The 20,151-nt window shown below is 61.7% G+C and carries 21 protein-coding genes; 1 reads left to right on the forward strand and 20 read right to left on the reverse strand.

Annotated features, from left to right (window positions below):
• Positions 1–16: 16 nt before the first annotated feature.
• From FOY53_RS15820 to FOY53_RS15885, 14 genes are all read right to left on the reverse strand, one after another.
• The gene (locus FOY53_RS15820) at positions 17–1,324 is read right to left on the reverse strand and encodes a DUF8689 domain-containing protein (RefSeq protein ID WP_146590604.1); all 1,308 of its coding nucleotides are present in this window, start codon (positions 1,322–1,324) and stop codon (positions 17–19) included.
• 123 nt (positions 1,325–1,447) lie between these two features.
• Complete coding sequence (locus FOY53_RS15825; protein ID WP_146590606.1) at positions 1,448–1,942, reverse strand: prepilin peptidase; 495 nt, start codon at positions 1,940–1,942, stop codon at positions 1,448–1,450.
• Positions 1,943–1,952: 10 nt separating this feature from the next.
• Complete coding sequence (locus tag FOY53_RS15830) at positions 1,953–2,816, reverse strand: tetratricopeptide repeat protein (protein ID WP_146590608.1); 864 nt, start codon at positions 2,814–2,816, stop codon at positions 1,953–1,955.
• 29 nt (positions 2,817–2,845) lie between these two features.
• On the reverse strand, positions 2,846–3,406 hold the full coding sequence (locus tag FOY53_RS15835; protein WP_146590610.1) for a tetratricopeptide repeat protein: 561 nt from the start codon (positions 3,404–3,406) through the stop codon (positions 2,846–2,848).
• Between the two features lie 3 nt (positions 3,407–3,409).
• Positions 3,410–4,387, reverse strand: a complete 978-nt coding sequence (locus tag FOY53_RS15840) for a type II secretion system F family protein (protein ID WP_146590613.1) — start codon at positions 4,385–4,387, stop codon at positions 3,410–3,412.
• Positions 4,388–4,399: 12 nt separating this feature from the next.
• Complete coding sequence (locus tag FOY53_RS15845; protein WP_146590615.1) at positions 4,400–5,365, reverse strand: type II secretion system F family protein; 966 nt, start codon at positions 5,363–5,365, stop codon at positions 4,400–4,402.
• A 5-nt stretch (positions 5,366–5,370) separates the two neighbouring features.
• Positions 5,371–6,804, reverse strand: a complete 1,434-nt coding sequence (locus tag FOY53_RS15850; protein ID WP_146590617.1) for a TadA family conjugal transfer-associated ATPase — start codon at positions 6,802–6,804, stop codon at positions 5,371–5,373.
• Between the two features lie 12 nt (positions 6,805–6,816).
• Positions 6,817–8,070 carry a CpaE/TadZ family protein gene (locus FOY53_RS15855; protein WP_146590619.1) on the reverse strand — a complete coding sequence of 418 codons (1,254 nt, stop codon included), beginning with the start codon at positions 8,068–8,070 and terminating at the stop codon, positions 6,817–6,819.
• A 213-nt stretch (positions 8,071–8,283) separates the two neighbouring features.
• The gene (locus FOY53_RS15860; RefSeq protein ID WP_372835452.1) at positions 8,284–8,919 is read right to left on the reverse strand and encodes an OmpA family protein; all 636 of its coding nucleotides are present in this window, start codon (positions 8,917–8,919) and stop codon (positions 8,284–8,286) included.
• Positions 8,920–8,968: 49 nt separating this feature from the next.
• Positions 8,969–10,387 carry a type II and III secretion system protein family protein gene (locus tag FOY53_RS15865; RefSeq protein ID WP_146590763.1) on the reverse strand — a complete coding sequence of 473 codons (1,419 nt, stop codon included), beginning with the start codon at positions 10,385–10,387 and terminating at the stop codon, positions 8,969–8,971.
• Between the two features lie 203 nt (positions 10,388–10,590).
• On the reverse strand, positions 10,591–11,448 hold the full coding sequence (cpaB, locus tag FOY53_RS15870; protein ID WP_146590623.1) for a Flp pilus assembly protein CpaB: 858 nt from the start codon (positions 11,446–11,448) through the stop codon (positions 10,591–10,593).
• A gap of 266 nt (positions 11,449–11,714) precedes the next feature.
• Positions 11,715–11,894, reverse strand: coding sequence for a hypothetical protein (locus FOY53_RS15875; RefSeq protein WP_146590765.1), 180 nt, complete (start codon positions 11,892–11,894; stop codon positions 11,715–11,717).
• 97 nt (positions 11,895–11,991) lie between these two features.
• Positions 11,992–12,171 carry a Flp family type IVb pilin gene (locus FOY53_RS15880; protein ID WP_146590625.1) on the reverse strand — a complete coding sequence of 60 codons (180 nt, stop codon included), beginning with the start codon at positions 12,169–12,171 and terminating at the stop codon, positions 11,992–11,994.
• A gap of 104 nt (positions 12,172–12,275) precedes the next feature.
• Complete coding sequence (locus FOY53_RS15885; RefSeq protein WP_146590627.1) at positions 12,276–12,455, reverse strand: Flp family type IVb pilin; 180 nt, start codon at positions 12,453–12,455, stop codon at positions 12,276–12,278.
• A 353-nt stretch (positions 12,456–12,808) separates the two neighbouring features.
• Between FOY53_RS15885 and FOY53_RS15890 the strand changes: the two genes are divergently transcribed.
• A complete protein-coding gene (locus FOY53_RS15890) occupies positions 12,809–13,642 on the forward strand; it encodes a lytic transglycosylase domain-containing protein (protein ID WP_146590629.1) in 834 nt (277 codons plus the stop codon).
• On the opposite strand, the gene FOY53_RS15895 is transcribed toward FOY53_RS15890, so the two are convergent.
• From FOY53_RS15895 to FOY53_RS15920, 6 genes are all read right to left on the reverse strand, one after another.
• Positions 13,634–15,055, reverse strand: a complete 1,422-nt coding sequence (locus tag FOY53_RS15895; protein WP_146590631.1) for an FAD-binding oxidoreductase — start codon at positions 15,053–15,055, stop codon at positions 13,634–13,636. The genes FOY53_RS15890 and FOY53_RS15895 overlap by 9 nt on opposite strands.
• Before the next feature lie 179 nt (positions 15,056–15,234).
• Positions 15,235–16,062 carry an MBL fold metallo-hydrolase gene (locus FOY53_RS15900; RefSeq protein WP_146590633.1) on the reverse strand — a complete coding sequence of 276 codons (828 nt, stop codon included), beginning with the start codon at positions 16,060–16,062 and terminating at the stop codon, positions 15,235–15,237.
• A gap of 83 nt (positions 16,063–16,145) precedes the next feature.
• Positions 16,146–16,730, reverse strand: a complete 585-nt coding sequence (locus FOY53_RS15905; protein WP_146590635.1) for a GNAT family N-acetyltransferase — start codon at positions 16,728–16,730, stop codon at positions 16,146–16,148.
• Entirely contained in the window at positions 16,730–17,992 is a 1,263-nt protein-coding gene (locus FOY53_RS15910) for a M16 family metallopeptidase (protein WP_146590638.1), read from the reverse strand. The genes FOY53_RS15905 and FOY53_RS15910 overlap by 1 nt, the downstream gene beginning before the upstream one ends.
• Positions 17,989–19,377 (reverse strand): threonine synthase, encoded by a 1,389-nt coding sequence (gene thrC / locus FOY53_RS15915; protein WP_146590640.1) that lies wholly within the window; start codon positions 19,375–19,377, stop codon positions 17,989–17,991. Before thrC ends, FOY53_RS15910 begins: the two co-directional genes overlap by 4 nt.
• Positions 19,374–20,054, reverse strand: coding sequence for an SURF1 family protein (locus FOY53_RS15920; RefSeq protein WP_146590642.1), 681 nt, complete (start codon positions 20,052–20,054; stop codon positions 19,374–19,376). The genes thrC and FOY53_RS15920 overlap by 4 nt, the downstream gene beginning before the upstream one ends.
• Positions 20,055–20,151: the final 97 nt, after the last annotated feature.

A 20,151-nucleotide genomic window follows, 5' to 3' on the forward strand; every position in this document is an offset into this window, starting at 1 on the left:
GACCCGGCGCGCCACGTCACTTCACGATTGCTTCGTCTTTCACGAACATGTTGGCCCAGGCCCGGTCGATGAGTTCCGGCGACATCTTGTAGGGCATGCCTTCGAAATCGCACACAGCGATCATCTGGTCTATCAGGAACACTGGCTGATAATTCGCGTAGACATTCTTGATCGTCGGATATTTGTTCTTGAGCAGATGCACGAGCGAGGCCTCGTCCAGCTGCATGTTCTTCTTGCGTGCCACCATGGCGAAGATCTTGAGAAAGTCCTCCTGGCCCGGGCCGTCGATTTTGATCTTGAAGAAGATCCGGCGCAGAGCGGCGTTGTCGAAGATCTCGTTCGGGTGGAAGTTGGTGGAAAAGATCACCAGCGTGTCGAAGGGCACCTCGAACTTCTCACCCGACTGCAGGGACAGGATATCCTTGCTTTCTTCCAGCGGCACAATCCAGCGGTTGACCAGTTTCTGCGGCGGTTCGGCCTGACGGCCAAGGTCGTCGACGATGAAGATGCCGCCGGTGGATTTCAATTGCAGCGGGGCCTGATAGGTCCGGGCGGTCGGGTTGTAGACCAGATCAAGCATGTTCAGCGACAGTTCGCCCCCGGTGATCACCGTCGGACGCTGACAGATGACGTAGCGGGAATCAAAGCGGTTGGTCCGGCGCAGTTTGGTCGGGTCGTCGATCTGTTCCTCGGCCGAGGAATGCACGATAGGGTCGTAGACGGTGATGACCTGACCGGAATACTCGATGGCGCGCGGAACATAGATCTTGTCACCCATCGCGTCACGGATGCCGTTCGAGATCGAGGATTTGCCGTTGCCGGGGGGGCCGTACATCAGGATCGAGCGGCCCGATCCGACGGCGGGTCCGAGATTGGACAACAGGTCGGGCGGCAGAATCAGATGACCCATCGCACCGGTCAGCTGCTCGCGGGTGATGTGGATATTCTTGATGGACTGACGTTTGACCTGCTCGCCATAGACGTGCAGCGGCACAGGCATGGCGCCAAAGTATTCCGACTGCGCCAGCGCATCCAGCGCCCGTGCCTTGCCCGAATCCGTCAGCTGGTACGACATCTCGTTGCCGGCAGAGGCGCTGAGCGTGCCCATTGCCTCGAGCAGTGACTGACTGCGGGCAAGGTCGATCAATTCCTGGGTGATCGGAATCGGCAAACAGATGGCGCGGGCCAGGTCCGTCACCACGTTGGTGTTCTTTCGGAACAACGTCTTGAGCACAATATCGCGCATCATGACACTGGGCAGTTGGACGTCCTCCAGCCGCTTGGGCGGTGGCGGGGCCATGACCGAGGAAGCTTGCATATTCATGGAATTGACCTGTCTTTGTTCGCTGGCAGGAAACACTGATTTTGTGGCAGGTTTTGGGCCGGGTCGAGACGCTTGCGCGGCAGGCGGCTCTGGCTCCTGGCGATCAGACAGTCGACGCGGCGGTCAGCTGCCGAGAAAAATCGCCAGCAGCAGGTAAAGCGCCAGAGTGCCGCCAAGGGCCAGGCCCATCGGAAACTTTGATCCCGACGTCCAGCTTTTCCAGTCCGGCGCGAGGCGGCGCAGGCCGGTGCCCCTGGCGATGCGATGCGCCACAAACGCCGCCAGAAGGTTTGCGGTGAACAGGGCAAGGAGCAGCCGCAGATCCGGTACAGCGACCAGCGGCGCGGCGGCGGCCATGAACTTGGCATCGCCCGCGCCCATCACCCCGCCTGCGTTCAACAGGATGCCGACAAGCAGCATCACCACAAGGTGCACATAGCGCCAGAGGTACACATCCATCGGCAATGCGATCAGCCCCACCACCGCAAATACCGCGAACAGGGCGACGACCGCATGGTTGCGGATGCGCATCTCGCTCAGGTCGGTGTAGCAGACATAGAGGCAGAGCGGCACCACCAGGGGCGCAAACCACAATGCGGCTGAACGGGTCAGGTCCATCTCTGCCGCCTCAGTTGGCGACGCCGGTTTCCAGTGCCGCGAGACTGCGTGTCGCGGCCTCGAAATACTGCGGATGGGTGTCGATGGCATCGCGGAACAGTGTCTTGCCGGTTTCGACGTCACCGCGTTTCACGGCAGACAGACCCAGAGTGTGCAACAGCTGCGCGCGCTCGATCTGGCTCATCGGGATGACCGGCAGGACATAGTTGCCCTGCGCGCCACGGGCCAGGACAAGGTTGTTCTTGGCTGTGAACATTTCCGGATCCTGGCGCAGGGTCTGGGTGAACAGACGCTCTGCCTCGGACAGGTCGCCGCGGGTCAACTTGGAAAAACCCCAGTTGTTCATCACCGAGGCGGGCTTGGTCGTCAGGCCCACGGCGGTCTCGTAAAAGCTGTCGGCCTTCTTCCAGTCCTGATTGCTGTCGGCGATCATCGCTTCAAGCCGGTAGCGTTTGAAGGTCTCGTGTGTCGGGGGAATGGTGTTCAGCGTGGTTTCGGCCTCTTTCCACTGACCGGCGCGGATCTGGGCATCGGCCAGTTCGACCGCATCGTCATTTCCGGCTTCGGGATGCGCCGTGACCTTCTTCCAGGCGCCCACCCCTTCGGCGCTGCGCTGGGCGCGGATCAGCGATGTCGCAAGGCCGCGCTGGAGTTCAAGTTTTTCAGGGTCGGTGGCAATGGCGCGCTGGAAATAGGACACGCCTTCGTTCGGGTCCGAGACGGTCAGCATCACGTCATTCAGATTGCTTTCGTCCACCACATTGAGATTTTTCATCGCTTTGGCGGCTTCGCGGCTCTTGTCGTAATTGCCACCGCAGGCAGAAAGCGTCACAAACCCTGCGATGCAGAGGGAAACAAGGATGGGGTGGCGCATTTGTTGCGTCCTTTACTGCTCTTGCCTCGTCATGGTGTCGGCCGGATCAGGTAGCTCCCGCTGCCGCGCCGCACCAGTTTATAATCTTGCTCATCCGCCTCACTATAAAGCGAATTATCCATTTTTGCGAGCGCCAAGCGCAAATTATCGCGGATTGAGTCACTTTCGCCATTGTCCAGCGCGTAGGCCTTGCGAAAGATCTCGGTCGCCTCGGGGATTTTGCCGGCCTCCATCAGGACCACGCCCAGGTTGTTCCAGGCCTCGGGCCATTCGGGGTCTTTCTCGACCGACTGGCGCAACAGCTTTTCGGCCTGACCCAGGCGCCCCAATGCGAGGTTCACGCTGCCCAGAGCGCTGAGCACCTCGCCGGTCAGTCCCTGCTCTGCCGCAGCGCGGTGAAACGCATCCAGCGCGAGATCATATTCCCCCGCCTCCATCAGCCGGTGCCCGACCAGCAGACCGTCCACAGGGTCGGCCCGGGTGTCGAGGCCGGGGGCAAAGGGGTTGTCAGGCAACGGCTTCTGGCCGCCCGGGGAACAGGCGGCCAGAACGGCGGTGGCGAGCACGCATCCCCATAGGGTCAGACGCATGTGTTACTTTCCGATATTGCCCATCTCCGTGATGCCCACCGCAGATGGGCCGACCAGAATGATCAGCAGCGGCGGCACCGTCAGCATCATAGTGGTCAAAGTCATCTTTGTCGGCAACTGGTTTGCCTTTTCTTCGGCCCGCATCACGCGTTTGTCGCGCATCTCGTCCGCATACACCCGCAGCGCATCGGATATCGAGGTGCCGAAAGTCTGCGACTGGCTGAGAACGGTGACAAAGGACGACACATCCTGCACGCCGCAACGTTCGGACATGTCGGACAGAACCAGCGATTTGTCCTTGCCCGCCTTCATTTCATGGCTGACGATCTCGAATTCGTCCGCGAGGCTCGGGTACGAGGCATAAAGTTCCTTGGAGACGCGGACAATGGCCTGATCCATGGACTGGCCGGCCTCGACGCAGACCAGCATCATGTCGAGCGCGTCCGGAAAACCCGAGGTGATCTCTTCCTTGCGGGCCTCGACCCGGCGGGTGATCCAGTATTTCGGGGCCATGTAACCGACAATGCCGGGCCCGAGAATATACATCAGAACCTGTTGCATGTCGGCCTGTTCCTTGCCGATGAACAGCAGGAAGTAGGCGGTTCCGGCGATCAGCAGCCCGATGCCCAGGGTGAACTGCGCAAAGTAGAAATAACGCACCGCATCCTTGGTGCGATAGCCCGCCTGCAGCAGCTTCATGCGCACCGCGCCCAGATCCTCTTCGTTCTGGGGCTCAAGAAACTGTGCGTACTTGTTGAGTTTTTCGTTGCGGCTCTTGTCGCGCAGCACCGCCTTGGTCTCGGCTTCAAGCTTTTCGCGGCCGGTTTTCTTGAGCTTGTCCATCGGGTCAGGCTTCTGCATCAGCAGCACCGGGATGGTGGCAAGGATCAGCACCAGCGCCAGGCCGGCAACCACCATAAGGGGCCCGGCCGGGCCAAGAAGCCCCACGATCATCTGGTTGAGATTGGAGAAAATTTCCATGTGCCTGGCCCCTCAGACTTTGATGTTGACGAGGATGCGCATCACGAAAAGATTCAGCGCGAGGAAGATTCCGACGATGAAACAGGCCGGAATGAACCAGGGATGGTCCAGCACGTCGTCATAGTAGTGTGGATCCGTGACCTGGATCACAATCAGCGCACCCACCGGGAAACCCGAGAGGAACTTGCCGGACCACTGCGCCTCGGCGGTGATCGCCTTGACCCGGCGGAACAGGCGGAAGCGGGCGCGGATCACCTTGGCCAGACCTTCAAGGATCTCGGCCAGGTTGCCGCCGGACTGCTGCTGGATCGCCACGGCCACAGCCAGAAAGCGCAGATCCTGCATGTCCAGACGTTCGGCCATGTGCTTGAGGGCCTCGCCGATGTCACGGCCATAGGTGGATTCGTCAGCGATGATGCCGAATTCCGTGGCCAGCGGATCCTGGATTTCCTTGGAAACAATGGAAATGGCGGACGAGAACGGATGCCCGACGCGCAGGCTGCGCACCATGAGTTCGACGGCATCGGGCAGCTGCTCTTCGATCATCGACAGGCGTTTCTTGGCCTTCGAGTTGACCCACATGTACACGCCGCCAACGCCCATGACGACACCCATGAGAAGGCGTACCGGCATTGTCGCCTCGGTGCCGATGGTCAGCCCGAGAAAGGCCACGACGCTGACCACGGCCATGATCATCATCAGCTGCTTGGGCGTAAAGGCAATGGCGGCTTTCTGGGCGCGGTCGGCCAGCATGGAATAGAGCGGCACCGAGCGCGAACGCATGTGCTGGTCCATTTCCTTGCGCAGCTTCGCCAGCACCTCGTCGCGGCGGGTGCCCTTGTCCAGCATTTGCAGGCGCCGGTTGACTTTGCTGTTCAGACTGATCGACTTGCCAAAGACGACGAGATACAGCCCTTCGACGATCACCAGCACGCCGATGAATATCGCGCCGTAAATGATTGGTTCTGCGGTCAGCATGATGTTTATCCCCGTCCCATCGGTTCGTAGATCGAGGCCGGTACGTCATAGCCCCACATCTTGAACCGTTCGGAATAATGGCTTCTCACCCCGGTTGCGGTGAAATGGCCGATGATCTTGTTTTCGGGGGTCAGTCCGACCCGCTGGTAGCGAAACAGTTCCTGCATCGAGATGACTTCGCCTTCCATCCCGGTGATTTCGGTGATGGAGGTCATGCGGCGCGAACCATCCTGCAGGCGGCTGGCCTGCACGATGAGGTTCACAGCCGAGGAGATCTGCGACCGCATCGCCTTGAGCGGCATTTCGATGCCGGCCATGGCGATCATGTTTTCCAGACGGGAGACGCCGTCGCGGGCAGAGTTGGCGTGGATGGTGGTCATCGACCCATCGTGACCGGTGTTCATCGCCTGCAACATGTCGATGACTTCCTCGCCACGGGTTTCGCCGACGATGATGCGATCCGGTCGCATGCGCAGAGCGTTCTTGAGGCAGTCGCGCGGCGTGACCGCGCCTTTGCCCTCGACGTTGGCGGGGCGGCTTTCCATCCGGCCCACATGGGTCTGCTGAAGCTGAAGTTCGGCAGTGTCTTCGATGGTCAGAATGCGTTCCGCGTCATCGATAAACGAACTGAGCGCGTTGAGCGTCGTCGTCTTGCCCGAACCCGTACCGCCCGAGACGATGATGTTCAGGCGACAGGCAACGGCGGCCTGCAGGTAAACGGCCATCTCTTCGGTAAAGGCGCCGAACTGGACCAGGTCGTCAATGCCGAGCTTGTCCTTCTTGAACTTGCGGATCGACACCAGCGAGCCGTCGACGGCGATCGGCGGCACCATGGCGTTGAAACGCGATCCATCCTGAAGGCGGGCGTCGACATAGGGGTTGGATTCATCGACCCGACGGCCGACGGCCGACACGATCTTGTCGATGATCCGCATCAGGTGCTTTTCATCCTTGAAGGTGACATCCGACAGGGTCAGCTTGCCCGAACGTTCGATGAAAATCTGGTGCGGGCCGTTGACCAGAATGTCCGAAACCGTGTCATCCTTGAGCAGGGTCTCAAGCGGGCCGAGGCCTTTGACTTCGTCATACAGCTCCTGGTTCAGGGTCTGGCGTTCGTCCCGGTTCAGCACCAGGCCCTTTTCCTGAAGGGTTTCGGCGGCGATGGAATTGATCTCTTCGCGCAGGTCCTTTTCCGTCGCCGTATCGAGAGCGGCGAGGTTCAGGTTGTCGAGCAGGGCGCGGTGCAGCTCGACCTTGATGTCGCCCAGACGTTCCTTGCGCTTCTTGTCCTTGTCGCCCGAGGCCACCTCGCCGGGGCGGGATGGCATCGGTTTGCGCATCGAAACCTTGGCCGCTTCAACCGACTGGGTTTGCGGCGCTTCTTTTACAACCGGGGCGGGCACTGGGGTGCCGGTGGTCTTTTTGTAGCGCGAAAACATGGGTCAGATCCTTCAGGCGGCTTCGGCATCGGACCGGCCGATGTCGTGCAGTGATTGGGCCAGTTTGGCGATGTCCTTGCGCAGCGGGTTCTTGGCGGCGTGGCTGGCCAGCGGAATGCCGTGATCACAGGCCTCGGTCACCGCGCGACCGCCATCTGCAAGGTGCAGGTCAATTGAAATTCCAAGGCTTTCCGCCATCCTCTTGGCGCGGCTCTTGCCTTGCAGATCGGTAAACTTCGGACCGCGGTTCAGCACGAACCGGACCTTGTCAAAGGGCAGATCTTCGGATTGCAGCGCCCGCTTGAGGCGGATCACATTCTGCGCCGAGCGCATGTCCAGTTCGATCACCGCAAAATAGACCTGTGCCGCGTTCAGGATGGTTTCGGACCACTGTACAAAGCTGGGCGGCATGTCGATCACGACAAAGTCGAAATGTTCGCGGGCGATGTTGATGATCTTCTGGATCTCGTCCGGGCCGAGCAAATCCAGCGGCAGAATATCGGCGGGTGAGGTCAGAACGTGCAGCTTTTCCTCAAAGACGGAAAGCGCCTGGCCAAAACTGTCGCCATCCATGTTCTCGACATTGGAAAGAAGCTCGACCACGGCGTCGCGGCGCTCCAGGTCAAGATAGGTCGCGACCGAGCCGAATTGCAGCCCGAGATCGAGCAGGCAGACCCGGGGCGGTTTGGTCTTGCCGGTATTCACCAGTTCCCATGCCAGATTGACGGCCAGCGTGCTCCCGCCGGCGCCGCCTGCCATGCTTTGCACCGCGATGATCACGCCGTCGCCGCCGCCGCGCAGCTTGACGCCCGATGTATCGGCCGCAACCGTCCCGGCGTCCGCCGTTGTCGGCCCCGCCGGGCGGCGCAGACGCAGAACCGCGCCGTTCAGCTCGCCTTCGGGGAGGGGGTAGGGGACAAATTCGTCCGCGCCGCTGCGCAGCAACTGGTGCAGGGATGCCGGAGTCACATCTTCGGCGATCAGGATCACCTTGACTCCGCGGGACTTGGCCGCGGTGATGATCGCCGTCAGCTGGCTCAGATCGTCTTCATCCACTTCATCAACCGCCAGAGCGATGAATTCCAGTGTGTCGGCGTCGTCCTGACTGAGAAAGGCCTGAGCTTCGTCGAATCCCAGATCGCCCCAGCTTTCACCGAGTATCGATTCCATGTCTTCGATCAGAAGGTCAAAGTTCTGTACGTCCCGACTGACCGTGCATGCCTTGATCGGAGCCGGATCAGTGGATGGGGTATTCGAACCAGTCATGCGTCGCGTCCTTTGCTTTACAGGCTCCGGAACGTACGGGTGCGTGATTTCTTCACCGCCCTACCGGTCACCTTTGGAACTGGCGGTCGACTCGCGTCAGTGCCACCGTCCCATTGGTTGGTAAATTGTCAGTCAAAGGCGGCAACATTGGGGCCAAAAAATCGTAATTGTACGGTATTTCGTGACGATCACGGCGTCGCGAGCGGATTAGGCCTAGTTTCCGACGCTAAGTTCCGTGACCGCGCTGCCGGTGAGCCCGGTCGGGGCCTGGGCGCTGCGCACATAGTCGCGATAGATGATTTCGGCGTATTTGCCGTCAAGAACCATCCGGTTGCCCGCGACGAATCCCGAAACCTCGGTCACGGTGCGGCGATTGCGCCGTTCCTTGCCTTCGGTCACGATCAGCGGCTGTGTTTCGCCAAAGGAAACAACCGCCTCGAGACGCGAAGTGCTGATTCCCTGGCTCGCCAGATAGCGGACCACCGCCTGGGCACGTTTCAGGCCAAGGCTCTTGTTGTAGCTGTTGGAACCGACCGCGTCGGTATGGCCGTAGACGCGGAACCGCACCTCGGGGAACTGCCGGATCCAGTTTGCCTGCTCGCGCAGGGTGTCATGGGCGCCGGCATCCAGAACCGAGCTGTTGAAGGCAAAGTTGACGGTTGTCAGGACTTCGCTGGCAAAGCGCTGGGACAGATCGTAGGTATACTGCTTTTCGCCGTTCATGATCAGCGTGTTGTTCATGGTGGCGTTGCCGAAGTTGCCAGTGTCGATCAGGGCGCCTGCTTCTCGGTTGAAGGCCGAGTAAACGGGGTCACTTCCGGCTCCAGCGCACCCCATGAGGGTGGCCATGCAGCCGAGTGTCGCGGAAATCTTGATATACATGTGCCCCCGCATCCCCTCAGTCCATCACATAGCCATAAGAGCCGTTGAAATCCTGCTTGGCAACCTCGCCGGCGCCACCGCGCGTGGGTTTGCGGCTGTCGCTTGCCACGCGGCCAAACAGGAAGAGATCTTTTTCCGTGGGTGGCCGCACACGGTCCGTGGGCAGGGCCAGGGCCTCGCCGCGGGTCGGGGTCACCAGGTGTGGCGTCACGATCACCACCAGTTCGGACTGCTCGCGCTCATATTCGGCGCTGCGGAACAGGGCGCCCAGTACCGGGATGTCGCCCAGCCATGGCACCTGTGCATTCAGGTCGCGGAAGTCGTCCTGCAGAAGTCCGGCGATGGCAAAGCTTTCGCCATCGCGCAGTTCGACGGTGGTCGAGGTCTCGCGCCGCTTGAAGCCGTCGACCCGGATATTCTCGAGGTCGATGCCGTTGCCGGTGTCGATGGATGAGACCGCAGCCTTGAGTTCAAGGTTGATCAGGTCACCGTCGACAACCCGCGGGATGAAGTTCAGCTCGACACCGAACGGTTTGAATTCGATGGTGATCTGCCCACCTTCCTGCGCCACGGGCACAGGGTATTCGCCGCCGGCGAGAAACTTGGCTTCCTGGCCGGAAAGGGCGGTCAGATTGGGCTCGGCCAACGTGCGGACGACACCCTTGTTTTCGAGCGCTTCCAGAAGGATGCCCACTTCAACCCCGCCGGCGTCAAAGCCGAACAGGGCCGCACCTAGCGTTCCGGCCTTGGTCGTCACGCCGCCAGACAGCGAGTTGTCGCCATCAAGGAAGGTACCGGATTTGGATTTCAGCCCGAGATTGCCGCCGTTCAGATCCCCGGCCACGCTGAGCGATGTGCGCAGCGTCTTGGCGACGGTCCGCTGCATCTCGGCAAAGCGCACCTTGAGCATGACCTGCTGCACGCCGCCAACACCCATCAGGTTCGACACCCGTTCCGGGGCATAGCGTTCTGCGAGATCCAGGGCACGTTGCAGTTTCTGCGTGCTCGACACCGTGCCCGACAGCACGATGCCGTCGTTTGCGGTGCGCACTTCGATGGTTTCGCCCGGCAGGATCTGCCGCAGGCGTTCCTTGAATTCGGTGACATCCGGTGCGACCCGGACATCGACGTTGGTGATCAGTCGCCCGGTGTCGTCAAGGATGGTGAGGGTGGTGGTGCCCGGAGCTTTGCCCAGGACATAGATGGATCGGTCTGACAGGGCCGACACGTCGGCAATTGCCGGGTTGGCCACACTGAGTTCTGCAAAGGGCGAGTCACTTTCCACGACCACGGCTCGGTTCATGGGCACGTTCAGGGTGGATTCCCTGCCGGACTGGACAACCCGCAAGGTTTCGGCCTGCGCAGTCTGCGCAATCGGAACAATGCTGAGTGTCAGCCCCAAAAGGGCTGCCGCAATAAATCGATCATATTTCATGTGACCTGCCCTTTCGATCACGCCTCTGTCGCGGATCTTGTTGCCCGCATTTTCCAAACTCTGCGTCACTTTGGGTTTTTTTGCAAGAATCAAAGGGTTCCCGGACGGGACTTCTGTGGATAAACCGCAACAATCGAATTTTCACCCAGCCGCAAAATAGGGTGCCGACCCGGCACCCTATGTCACAAGACACTGATAAGATGTCAGTTTGTGCAGGGAATCGGGATTTCGACAACCTCGGCACCGCGGCGTGTCCGAATGGTACAAACCTGTGCCACTTCTGCCTCTGCCTTCATTTCCGTGGGTGTTATGCCCAGAAGCGAACGCTGGTCAACCTCGTCAGCCTGCGCCACGGTGTCGTCTGTTGCCCCCATCAGGGACAGTGACAGGCGGCCTGTCGACTGGGCCTGGGCAAGGCCGGCAACCTGCTGAGGGCTGGCCGCAACGGTGACGGTGCGGGCAATCGTCGCGTCCGAGCCGTTGGCGTTGGCCTGCTGGTCGATGGCGATGAGCTGCACGCCGGTTTCGATCAGCTTGGTCACGTCACCCTGTGGCAGGTTCATATCCCGACCGGGCGCACGGCCGGTCCAGTACACGTCAACCCGGTCGCCCGGACGCAGAAACCCCGACACGCCGCTGGCCACGTCAACCTTGATCGCAAAGGCGCGCTGCCCGCGTTCAAGCCGCGAGGTAAGACCGGCGTCGCCGCCCGGCTCGCTGACCTTCACCGCCATGATGGCCTCGTTCTTTTCGATCTGACGCACCGCGACGCGGGGTTTTTCACCCTCGACCATCAGCGGGGTCTCTTCATCAAAGTAGGTCTCGGGAAGCGATTCTTTCGGCCAGGGGGCCAGGCGGACATCTTCCGGGGCAAGCGTTTCGCCATAGGCGACGGCCCGTGTGGCAATGTAGATCTTGGCTGTCGGAACCGCATCGTCAGACTTGGCGCGTTCCTGTTCCAGCGCGTTCTGATAGGCGCCGATGTAATTCTGAGCCATATAGACGGCAAAACCTGCAAGCCCCAGGCCGGCCATCAGCACAAGTCCAAATACGAGTCTCATGTCGTTATCCTTTACGTCTCTGGGATTGCGGCACCGGAACCACAGGCGGGGTCGGGACCATTTCCATTGCAAGCCAGAATAAAGACGGTTTGTGTCCAAATCGGGTCATTGACCGGGTTCTTGTTGGGCAATGTGCGGGATTTGGAAACAGGCGCGGTGATCATCGCCCACGGCCCGAGGAACGCCGGTGAGGGGCAAAGGAAAAAGGCCAGGCCCTTTTTGGGCACGGCCTTTGGCAGAAATATATTGTCCGAACACGTTTTGCGTCAGAAATCGTTCTGGAGTGCCACTGCACCTCCTGCCGCTTCCATCAACGCGAAAGAAGCGTCTTCCACCGTGAAGAAAGCCACGGCAGACATGCCGACCACTGCGGCGGTGATAACGACCCAGTCCACGCTGACCGCGCCCTGTTCGTCGTAACAGAAGTTTTTCAACAATGAGAGCATCATTAACCCTTTCTGCTCTTTGAGGTGGGCTAATCTCCCAAGCCGGACTACGCGGGGGCGCAAAGTCGGCTTGGGAAAAATGCTGGATGAAAACGTCTTAGAAGTCGTTTTCGAGAGCCACGGCACCGCCGGCAGCGGTGATCAGGCCGGTCGCGTTTGTCTCGATGGTGGTGTAGGCGGCGATGGCCAGGCCAACAACGGCGGCGGTCAGGACGACCCAGTCGACCGTTACTGCGCCGTCTTCGTCATTGCGAAAGGATTTGATGAAGTTGATCATGTGAAAGCTCCGGTATGCCCTTCCGGGCGAGGGGGGGGGACCGATGCGGCAGGTCAGGCCCACGCATCGGTCATCAGGCTTTTGCGGAAATCCGCGACGGCTTCTTAGAAGTCGTTTTCGAGAGCCACGGCACCACCGGCAGCGGTGATCAGCGCGGTCGCGTTTGTCTCGATGGTGGTGTAGGCGGCGATGGCCAGGCCAACAACGGCGGCGGTCAGAACGACCCAGTCGACTGTTACTGCGCCGTCTTCGTCGTTGCGGAAGTTTTTGATGAAGTTGATCATTGGGGTCTCTCCGTGGGTTTGCTTTGCTCTCGTTCGACCGATCCGGGGTCTGTGCGGGTGTCTCTCTCACAGCCCGCTTCCGTCTCGGTATGTGCTGATATAGCCGTCTGATTGGGGCAGCATTTTGACTTGAATGGAGCGTTGTTGCGGTTTAACCAAGATCGGTCCGAAAATTACCTAAATTATTGAATGTTAACGATTTAAAATTTTTCGAGGCATTCATCTTTCGGAATTTGTGGCGATTGTGGCGCTTGTTGTGGCCACATTCGTTCCGAATTCGCACCAATATTGGTGTTTTTGCGGGTTCTGTGCGACAGTTGCGAAAAACAAACCAGAGGCAGACAGAGCAACCGATGCAGATTCCGCGTCTTTGCGCGGCCCTTGTGGTCGTGACCCTCGCCGTACCGCTGTACGCCGAGACCCCGCCGCCCTTTGTGGATTTTTCGGCAAAGTTCGTGAAACCCCCGAAGGCGGGCACGAAACGGCGCATCACGGTTCAGATCGCACCACAGCCCGCACGCCCCAAGCCCGTGGCGGTGGCCGCTGCTGCCGCTGCCGTTGCGCCACTGGCACCGGCGGGGCGCAGTACCGGCACCGGCCGCTATGGCTGGTTCTGGGACAGTGTGTCACCGGCCCTGGCGGCCAGCGGGCCGGGGCGGCTCGAACCGGCACTTATCCGGCTGGGCAATCCGCCCGCAGGCGCTGGGGTTGCAGCCCCGCGTCTGCAGGACCTTGCTAACATCGCCCGTGCGCACGGGCGCGACATCCTGCTGTCTACCGTGGGCACCAAGGTGTCCCCGGCGCTGGTGCTGGCGGTTATGGCCGTTGAATCCGGTGGCCGCGTTGATGCAGTCAGTTCGGCCGGAGCGCAGGGTCTGATGCAGCTGATGCCCGCAACGGCCAGCCGGTTCGGGGTTTCGGACAGCCTCAACGCGACGCAGAACATCAAGGGCGGCGTTGCCTTCCTGGAGTTGCTGATGAACAAGTTCGACGGCGATCCCATTCTGGTGCTCGCCGGGTACAACGCCGGCGAAAACTCGATCGGTCAGAACAACGGCGTGCCGCCCTATGCCGAAACCCGCGACTATGTCCCCAAGGTGTTGTCGGCGTTCCAGGCCGCCAAGGGTCTGTGCCAGACACAGCCGCAACTGATTTCGGACGGCTGCGTCTTTGTGGCGTCACGCTAGGCGCAGCACCGCACCGGGATTCATGATGCCTGCCGGATCCAGCGCCGCCTTGATCGCCCGCATCGCGCCCAGCTTGACCGGATCGCCGTAACGTTCCAGGTCACCGACCTTGAGCCGGCCGATACCGTGTTCGGCGCTGACCGAGCCTCCCATTTCGTGGCAGAGATCGTGCAGCGCACGTTTGATCGCATCGCGCTGGGGGTCGTGATCCGCCCGGCTGCGCCCGGCCACCGGAAAGATGTTGTAATGCAGGTTGCCATCGCCGAGATGGCCAAAGCAGTTGATCCGGAAGGCGCCGAGGGCGCCGATCACCTCGTAGCCCCTGGCGATGAAGTCCGGCAGGGCGCCCAGCGGTACAGAGATATCATGGCTCGAGACCGCCCCGATCATCCGGTTGGCTTCGGGGATACGTTCGCGCACCGACCAGAACTCCTGGGCCTGTGCCTCGGACTGGGCAATGACGCCGTCGCTGACAAGGCCAGCTTCGAGCGCCTCTGCAAACAGGGTCTCCAGTGCCTCTGCCGGGTCCAGACCGCGGGCAAGACCGACATCAATCAGCACCATCCACTCGGGCTTGTCGGCAAAGGGCTGGCGCACGTCGGGCACTTTTTCGGCCAGAAACTCCAGCCCCATCCGGTTCATGATCTCGAAGGCCGAGATCGCTTCGCCCATCTGGCTGCGCGCCATGGACAGCAGTGTCAGCGCCGCTGCCGGGCTTTCCACAACCATCAACGCGGTGCCGTGGCCTGCCGGAACAGGCGAGAGTTTCAGGGCTGCCGCGGTGATGACGCCCAGTGTGCCTTCGGCCCCGACCAGAAGATGGCGCAGGTCGTAGCCCGTGTTGTCCTTGCGCAGCCGTTTCAGCCCGTTCCAGATCTGTCCGTCCGGCAGCACCGCTTCCAGCCCCAGAACCAGGTCGCGTGCGTTGCCGTAGCGCAGCACATTGACCCCGCCGGCATTGGTGCCCAGCACCCCCCCGATCCGCGCGGAGCCTTCGGCGGCCAGGGACAACGGGAACAGCCGGTCGACATTGGCGGCGGCCGCCTGAACATCGGCCAGGATCGCCCCGGCCTCGGCGATCAGGACGCTTTCCTCGGCATAGACGCCCCGGATCGCATTCATGCGCTCAAGCGACAGGATGAGCGGCTCGACCATCTCGGCCGGGGCAATCTGCCCGCCGACAAGCCCGGTGCCACCCCCATACGGCACGATTCCGACACCGGCGGCGGCACAGGCCCGGACAATGGTTGCGACCTCCTGTGCGGTCCGGGGCAGGGCGAGATGACGTGCCGTCCCCGTCCAGCGACCGCGCGGTTCTTCCAGATACCGCGGTTCTGTCGGGCGCAAGGTGCCGTCCGGCAGCTGCGCCGCAAGGGTCGCGACAAAGGCGTCATCAACGGGGGCGAGGGGCATCGGCATCTCCTGTGGGCGAGGTTTGCCCAAGGACTTACCGCGCCTTGCACCGGAACCAAAGAGGGTAAGCCGGACATTCGGACAGGGAGCTGACCGGCATGGTGTGACTGCACCTCTTTCCGGCAATTGTCGTTCCCGGACGAGGTTTTGCGGCCTGGTCTGTCGATGGCGGGCGGCCGTCAGCCGGGGTCGCGCAGCCATTGCGGTTGCAAGACCACCACCGTCGGGCGCGGCGGCAAGTCACGCAGCGAGACCTCAAGACTGCTGTCCGGACGGCGGTCTATGGCAAAGACGTCCGAAACGCCGGAAAGGAAGGTCTCGAGTGTGGAGTCGGAAAACCAGTGCATGGGGATCACCACACTTGATTTGAGCCGCGCGACCACGCCCATCATTGCCGCCAGCTCCATGGTATAGCCGCCGTCAACCGGCACCATCACCACGTCAAGCCGCCCGAGCGCGGCGAACTGCTGATCGTTGGGCACGTGATGCAGGTGGCCAAGATGGCCGATGCACAGGCCTTCGACCTCGAAGACAAAGATCGAATTGCCCTTGTCCTCGCGCCCGCCGAACTGCGACCGGATGTCGGTCGAGACGTTGCGCACCAGCATTTCGCCCAGATCCAGATGATGCTCGATGCCTTCTCCGAACGGACCCCAACCGGGCAGGGCATGGGGGATGGCGGGGTCGGGGTTTGCCGTCCAATGGGTGTCATGGGCATGATTCATCGTCACGACATCGGGGATCAGCGTGGTATTGCCGATAAAGCCGGTGAAATCGGTGACCGCATTCAGGCCGCCGGCTGTCTGGATCAGGAACGACGCATGGGCAATGTAACTGATGCGCACCGAATAGTCCGGCACCGGATCGTGAAAGCCGGCCTTCTGGACATACTCCAGACCCGGAGCGGCATCCGCGATGGCAATGCAATGGCTGGGCCGACGCACCTGTTGTGCGTGCAGGACCGTGGCGCTGAGCGCAAGAGCGAGCGTGAGGACAGTCCGGATCATCAGAGATACCTCCTGTTGCCCAAGATTAGCGTCCGCTCAAAAGTGCGCAAGGGACTCGGACGCTGCGCGGCGGTCCGCGCAGGCTAACCGACCTGTGTGCGCCCGCGCCGGTCAGTGCGCAGCGCGGCATAGAGCACATGGGTGCGCCAGCGGCCGTTGATCTGAAGATAGCTCTGGGCGACACCTTCGTACTTGAAGCCGGACCGCTCGAGCAAACCGCGGGAGGCGACGTTCTCGGGCAGGCATGCGGCCTCGATCCGGCTGAGGTCCAGTCGTTCATAGGCATGGTGGACGATGGCCCCGATTGCCTCGGCCATATAACCCTGCCGGGCAAAATTCTGGCCGATCCAGTAACCCAGCGTACCGGCCTGCGCCGGGCCGCGCCGAAGATTGTCGAGGGTGATCGCGCCCAGAAGCGCATTGTCGTCCCGCCGGTAGAGGAACAGCGGAACGGCGGTGCCATTGGCAATCGAGCGGTTCGCCCAGTAGACCCGGTTGGTAAACGCCTTGCGGCTCAGGTGGTCCTCTGCCCAGCTCGGCTCCCACGGTGCAAGGAACGGTTCACTGGCGCGGCGCAGCGCGGTCCAGCCGTTGAAGTCGGCATGGTGTGGCGGGCGCAACGTCAGACGCTCGGTCTCGATCCGCAGTTTGCGCCGCACCAAAAGCATCAGGCAGCCCGACGGGCCTGCAGTTCGGCAAGGCTGGGCGCTTTGGCGACGGGGCCGTAAAGCGCCAGCGCCGCCGGCGCGGTGCTCACCAGCGTTTCGGCAAAGGCTTTGACGTCGCCGGTGGTGACCGAGTCGATCCGGGCCACGGTGTCCTCGATCGGCGGCACTTCGCCCCAGATCTGGATCATCCGGGCAAGCCGTTCCGCCCGGCTCGACGGGCTCTCAAGCCCCATGAGAAGACCGGCTTTCATCTGTGCCCGGGCCCGCGCGACCTCTTCCGGGGTCATGTCGCTGGCGGCCCGCTTCATCTCGTCGATGGTGATATTCGCCAGATCACCGATTTCTTCGCCGCTGGTACCGGCATAGATCGTGGTCATGCCGGTGTCATCATAAGCGCCGGACTGGGCAAAGATCGTGTAGCACAGACCGCGCTTTTCGCGCACTTCCTGGAACAGGCGGCTCGACATGCCGCCACCCAGCGCAATCGAATAGATCTGACCGGTGTAAAATCCCTGATCGCGGTACCCGGGGCTTTCAAACGCGAGGGCAAAATGTGCCTGCTCGAGCTTTTTCTGGCGCCGCGCCTCGCCGCCTGCAAACAGCGCGGTGTCGGCACGGGCAGCCTGCCGCGGTTCCATATGCGAAAACAGCTTTTCCGCCTGCTTCACCAGCGTGTCGTGATCCACCGCGCCCGCGGCGGACAGGATCATCTGGTCCGGGCCGTAATGCTCTTTGACAAAACCCGCCAGATCGTCGCGCGAGAATGCATTCACATTTGCCGCCTCGCCCAGGATCGTGCGGCCGATGGGCTGATCCGGATAGGCCTTTTCCTGCAACCAGTCAAAGATCACGTCGTCGGGGGTGTCCAGCGCCTGTCCGATTTCCTGAAGGATGACATGACGCTCGGTCTCGATCTCCTTGGGGTCAAACACCGGATTCATCAGGATGTCCGCGATCACGTCCAGTCCCAGGCTCACATCTGCGGCCAGAACCCGGGCGTAATAGGCCGTCACCTCGCGCGAGGTATAGGCGTTGATATACCCGCCCACATCCTCGATCGCCTCGGCGATCTGCAGCGCGCTGCGGGTCTGCGTGCCCTTGAACGCCATATGTTCGAGAAAATGCGCAATGCCGTTCTGTTCGGGACGTTCATGCCGCCCGCCCGCGGTGACCCAAATGCCGATCGAGGACGACTGAAGCCCCGGCATGTGTTCTGTGACGATCCGAAAGCCGTTTGAAAGAGTGGTGAGTTGCACGGTCACGAGGGGATGCGCTCCTGAATCAGGGTTTTAAGGGCAGCGAGGTCGTTGGGCGCGCGGGTGACACGCTCGGGCCGCTCATACAGGTCTGCCATGCGCTGGGGAAGGGGGGGGCGAATGCCGCTGGCCTTCTCGACCGCGTCGGGGAATTTGGCCGGATGGGCGGTGGCCAGGGTGATCATCGGCACCGCCGGGTCCCGCTGCGCCTCGGCCACGTGGACCCCGACCGCAGAGTGCGGGCACAGCAACTCGCCCATGCCGGCCTGAGCGGCACGGATGGTGGCGAGTGTTTCGTCCTCGCTCGCGCGCCCGGAATCGAAATGCTCACGCAGGGCCTGCAAGGCCCCCTGGCTGACAGTGAACCCGCCCGCCTTGAGTTCCGCCATCAACTGGCCAACCGCATTTCCATCGCGCCCGTAGGCGTCAAAAAGCGCCCGCTCGAAGTTCGAGCTGACCTGAATGTCCATCGACGGACTGATCGAAGGGGTGACGGTGTCGGTCACATAGCCACCGCTCGACAGACAGCGGTGCAGGATATCGTTCTGGTTTGTCGCCACCACCAGCCGGTCGATGGGCAGGCCCATGCGCTTGGCGATATAGCCGGCGAAGATGTCACCGAAGTTGCCGGTCGGCACGGTAAAGCTGACCCGTCGGTCGGGTGCGCCAAGGCTGACGGCGGACGAGAAGTAATAGACCACCTGCGCCAGAACCCGGGCCCAGTTGATGCTGTTGACACCGGCCAGGCGCACGCCATCGCGGAACTCGAAGTCGTTGAACATGTCCTTCAGCCGTGCCTGGCAGTCGTCGAAATGTCCGTCCATGGCGATGGCATGGACATTCGATTCCACCGGCGTGGTCATCTGCCGACGCTGCACTTCGGACACCCGGCCGTGCGGGTAGAGGATGAAGACATCCACCGCATCAAGCCCGCGAAAGGCTTCGATGGCCGCCGATCCCGTGTCCCCCGAGGTAGCGCCAACAATCGTCACCCGCTCGCCGCGCCGGGTCAGCGCCTCTTCGAACAGCTGTCCGATCAGCTGCATGGCAAAATCCTTGAAGGCCAGCGTCGGCCCGTGGAACAGCTCCAGCAGGAAATGCCCCGGCGCCAGCTGTACCAGCGGCGCGCGGGCGCCATGACCGAACCCGGCATAGGCCTTGGCGATCAGATCAGCAAAGACCTCGTCTGTGAAACCGTCGCCGATGAAGGGCCGCATCACGCGGAATGCCACTTCTTCATACGATTGCCCGTGCAGCGCCCGGATGTCGGCGGCGGACATCTGCGGCACGGAGTCGGGGACATACAACCCCCCGTCGCGGGCCAGACCGCTCAGCATCGCCTCTTCAAAGCTCAGGGCCGGGGCCTGGCCCCGGGTCGAGATATACTTCATCGCTCGTCTTTCTGTGGATGGCGCGGCCGCTGGATGTAGAACAGTGTCATGACCAGCCAGATAACCGCCAGCGAAAACCAGGTGAGTGCATATTGCAGGTGATCGTTGGGGATGCCGCTGATGCTCACCGGCAAGGGGGACAGGCCGGGCTCGGGGGGATCAATGGCGCGGGCAATGATCAACAGCGGCTCGGTGTCCAGGACCCCGGCCATCTGTGCAATGTCCCGGGCGAACCAGATGTTGCCGGCAACGTCGTTTTGTGGGGTCGCGGAATTGCGGTCATCCGGCCAGTGCAGGTTGCCCGTCACCGCGACCGTTCCGCCGGGACGCTGGACGCGGGCCTCTTCGACCGGGACAAAGCCGCGGTCCAGCAGCACCCGGCGCCCGCCGGTGACAAAGGGCGAAATGACACGGTATCCGGCGCCGACCTGCTTGCGCGACACCAGTACATGCACTTCCCGTGGCAGGATTTCTCCGCTCAGCTCGACCGGCTGGTAGGTATCCGTCGCCGGGTTGCCGATGGCGGGCAGCGGCAGGGCCGCGCCGCTGATCCTGTCCTCGATTTCAGCCAGAATGCCCTGCTTCCACGCCAGACGCTGCAACTGCCACTGTCCGAGCCCCAGCAGAAGGGCGGTGCCGATCAGGCCGAACAGCAACGGGGCAATCACACGCTTCACGAGATATCGGACCTTTCGAACAGGAAACTGGTGACGCTTTTGCCCGCGTTGCCCGCCATCTTCAACCGCAATACCGCCTCTTCCCGGGGCGATCCCG

This window comes from Puniceibacterium confluentis (assembly GCF_007923445.1).
GTDB classification, from domain to species: domain Bacteria; phylum Pseudomonadota; class Alphaproteobacteria; order Rhodobacterales; family Rhodobacteraceae; genus Puniceibacterium; species Puniceibacterium confluentis.

Bases quoted from the DNA above. Each gene is read 5' to 3' on its own strand.
- FOY53_RS15895 (WP_146590631.1), bottom strand. From the start codon at position 15,055: ATGCCCCTCGCCCCCGTTGATGACGCCTTTGTCGCGACCCTTGCGGCG.
- FOY53_RS15820 (WP_146590604.1), bottom strand. From the start codon at position 1,324: ATGAATATGCAAGCTTCCTCGGTCATGGCCCCGCCACCGCCCAAGCGG.
- FOY53_RS15850 (WP_146590617.1), bottom strand. From the start codon at position 6,804: ATGTTTTCGCGCTACAAAAAGACCACCGGCACCCCAGTGCCCGCCCCG.
- FOY53_RS15845 (WP_146590615.1), bottom strand. From the start codon at position 5,365: ATGCTGACCGCAGAACCAATCATTTACGGCGCGATATTCATCGGCGTG.
- FOY53_RS15875 (WP_146590765.1), bottom strand. From the start codon at position 11,894: ATGCTCTCATTGTTGAAAAACTTCTGTTACGACGAACAGGGCGCGGTC.
- FOY53_RS15835 (WP_146590610.1), bottom strand. From the start codon at position 3,406: ATGCGTCTGACCCTATGGGGATGCGTGCTCGCCACCGCCGTTCTGGCC.
- FOY53_RS15840 (WP_146590613.1), bottom strand. From the start codon at position 4,387: ATGGAAATTTTCTCCAATCTCAACCAGATGATCGTGGGGCTTCTTGGC.
- FOY53_RS15885 (WP_146590627.1), bottom strand. From the start codon at position 12,455: ATGATCAACTTCATCAAAAACTTCCGCAACGACGAAGACGGCGCAGTA.
- FOY53_RS15830 (WP_146590608.1), bottom strand. From the start codon at position 2,816: ATGCGCCACCCCATCCTTGTTTCCCTCTGCATCGCAGGGTTTGTGACG.
- FOY53_RS15855 (WP_146590619.1), bottom strand. From the start codon at position 8,070: ATGACTGGTTCGAATACCCCATCCACTGATCCGGCTCCGATCAAGGCA.
- FOY53_RS15905 (WP_146590635.1), bottom strand. From the start codon at position 16,730: ATGCTTTTGGTGCGGCGCAAACTGCGGATCGAGACCGAGCGTCTGACG.
- FOY53_RS15860 (WP_372835452.1), bottom strand. From the start codon at position 8,919: ATGGCCACCCTCATGGGGTGCGCTGGAGCCGGAAGTGACCCCGTTTAC.
- FOY53_RS15890 (WP_146590629.1), top strand. From the start codon at position 12,809: ATGCAGATTCCGCGTCTTTGCGCGGCCCTTGTGGTCGTGACCCTCGCC.
- FOY53_RS15880 (WP_146590625.1), bottom strand. From the start codon at position 12,171: ATGATCAACTTCATCAAATCCTTTCGCAATGACGAAGACGGCGCAGTA.
- FOY53_RS15865 (WP_146590763.1), bottom strand. From the start codon at position 10,387: ATGAAATATGATCGATTTATTGCGGCAGCCCTTTTGGGGCTGACACTC.
- FOY53_RS15900 (WP_146590633.1), bottom strand. From the start codon at position 16,062: ATGATCCGGACTGTCCTCACGCTCGCTCTTGCGCTCAGCGCCACGGTC.
- thrC (WP_146590640.1), bottom strand. From the start codon at position 19,377: ATGAAGTATATCTCGACCCGGGGCCAGGCCCCGGCCCTGAGCTTTGAA.
- FOY53_RS15825 (WP_146590606.1), bottom strand. From the start codon at position 1,942: ATGGACCTGACCCGTTCAGCCGCATTGTGGTTTGCGCCCCTGGTGGTG.
- cpaB (WP_146590623.1), bottom strand. From the start codon at position 11,448: ATGAGACTCGTATTTGGACTTGTGCTGATGGCCGGCCTGGGGCTTGCA.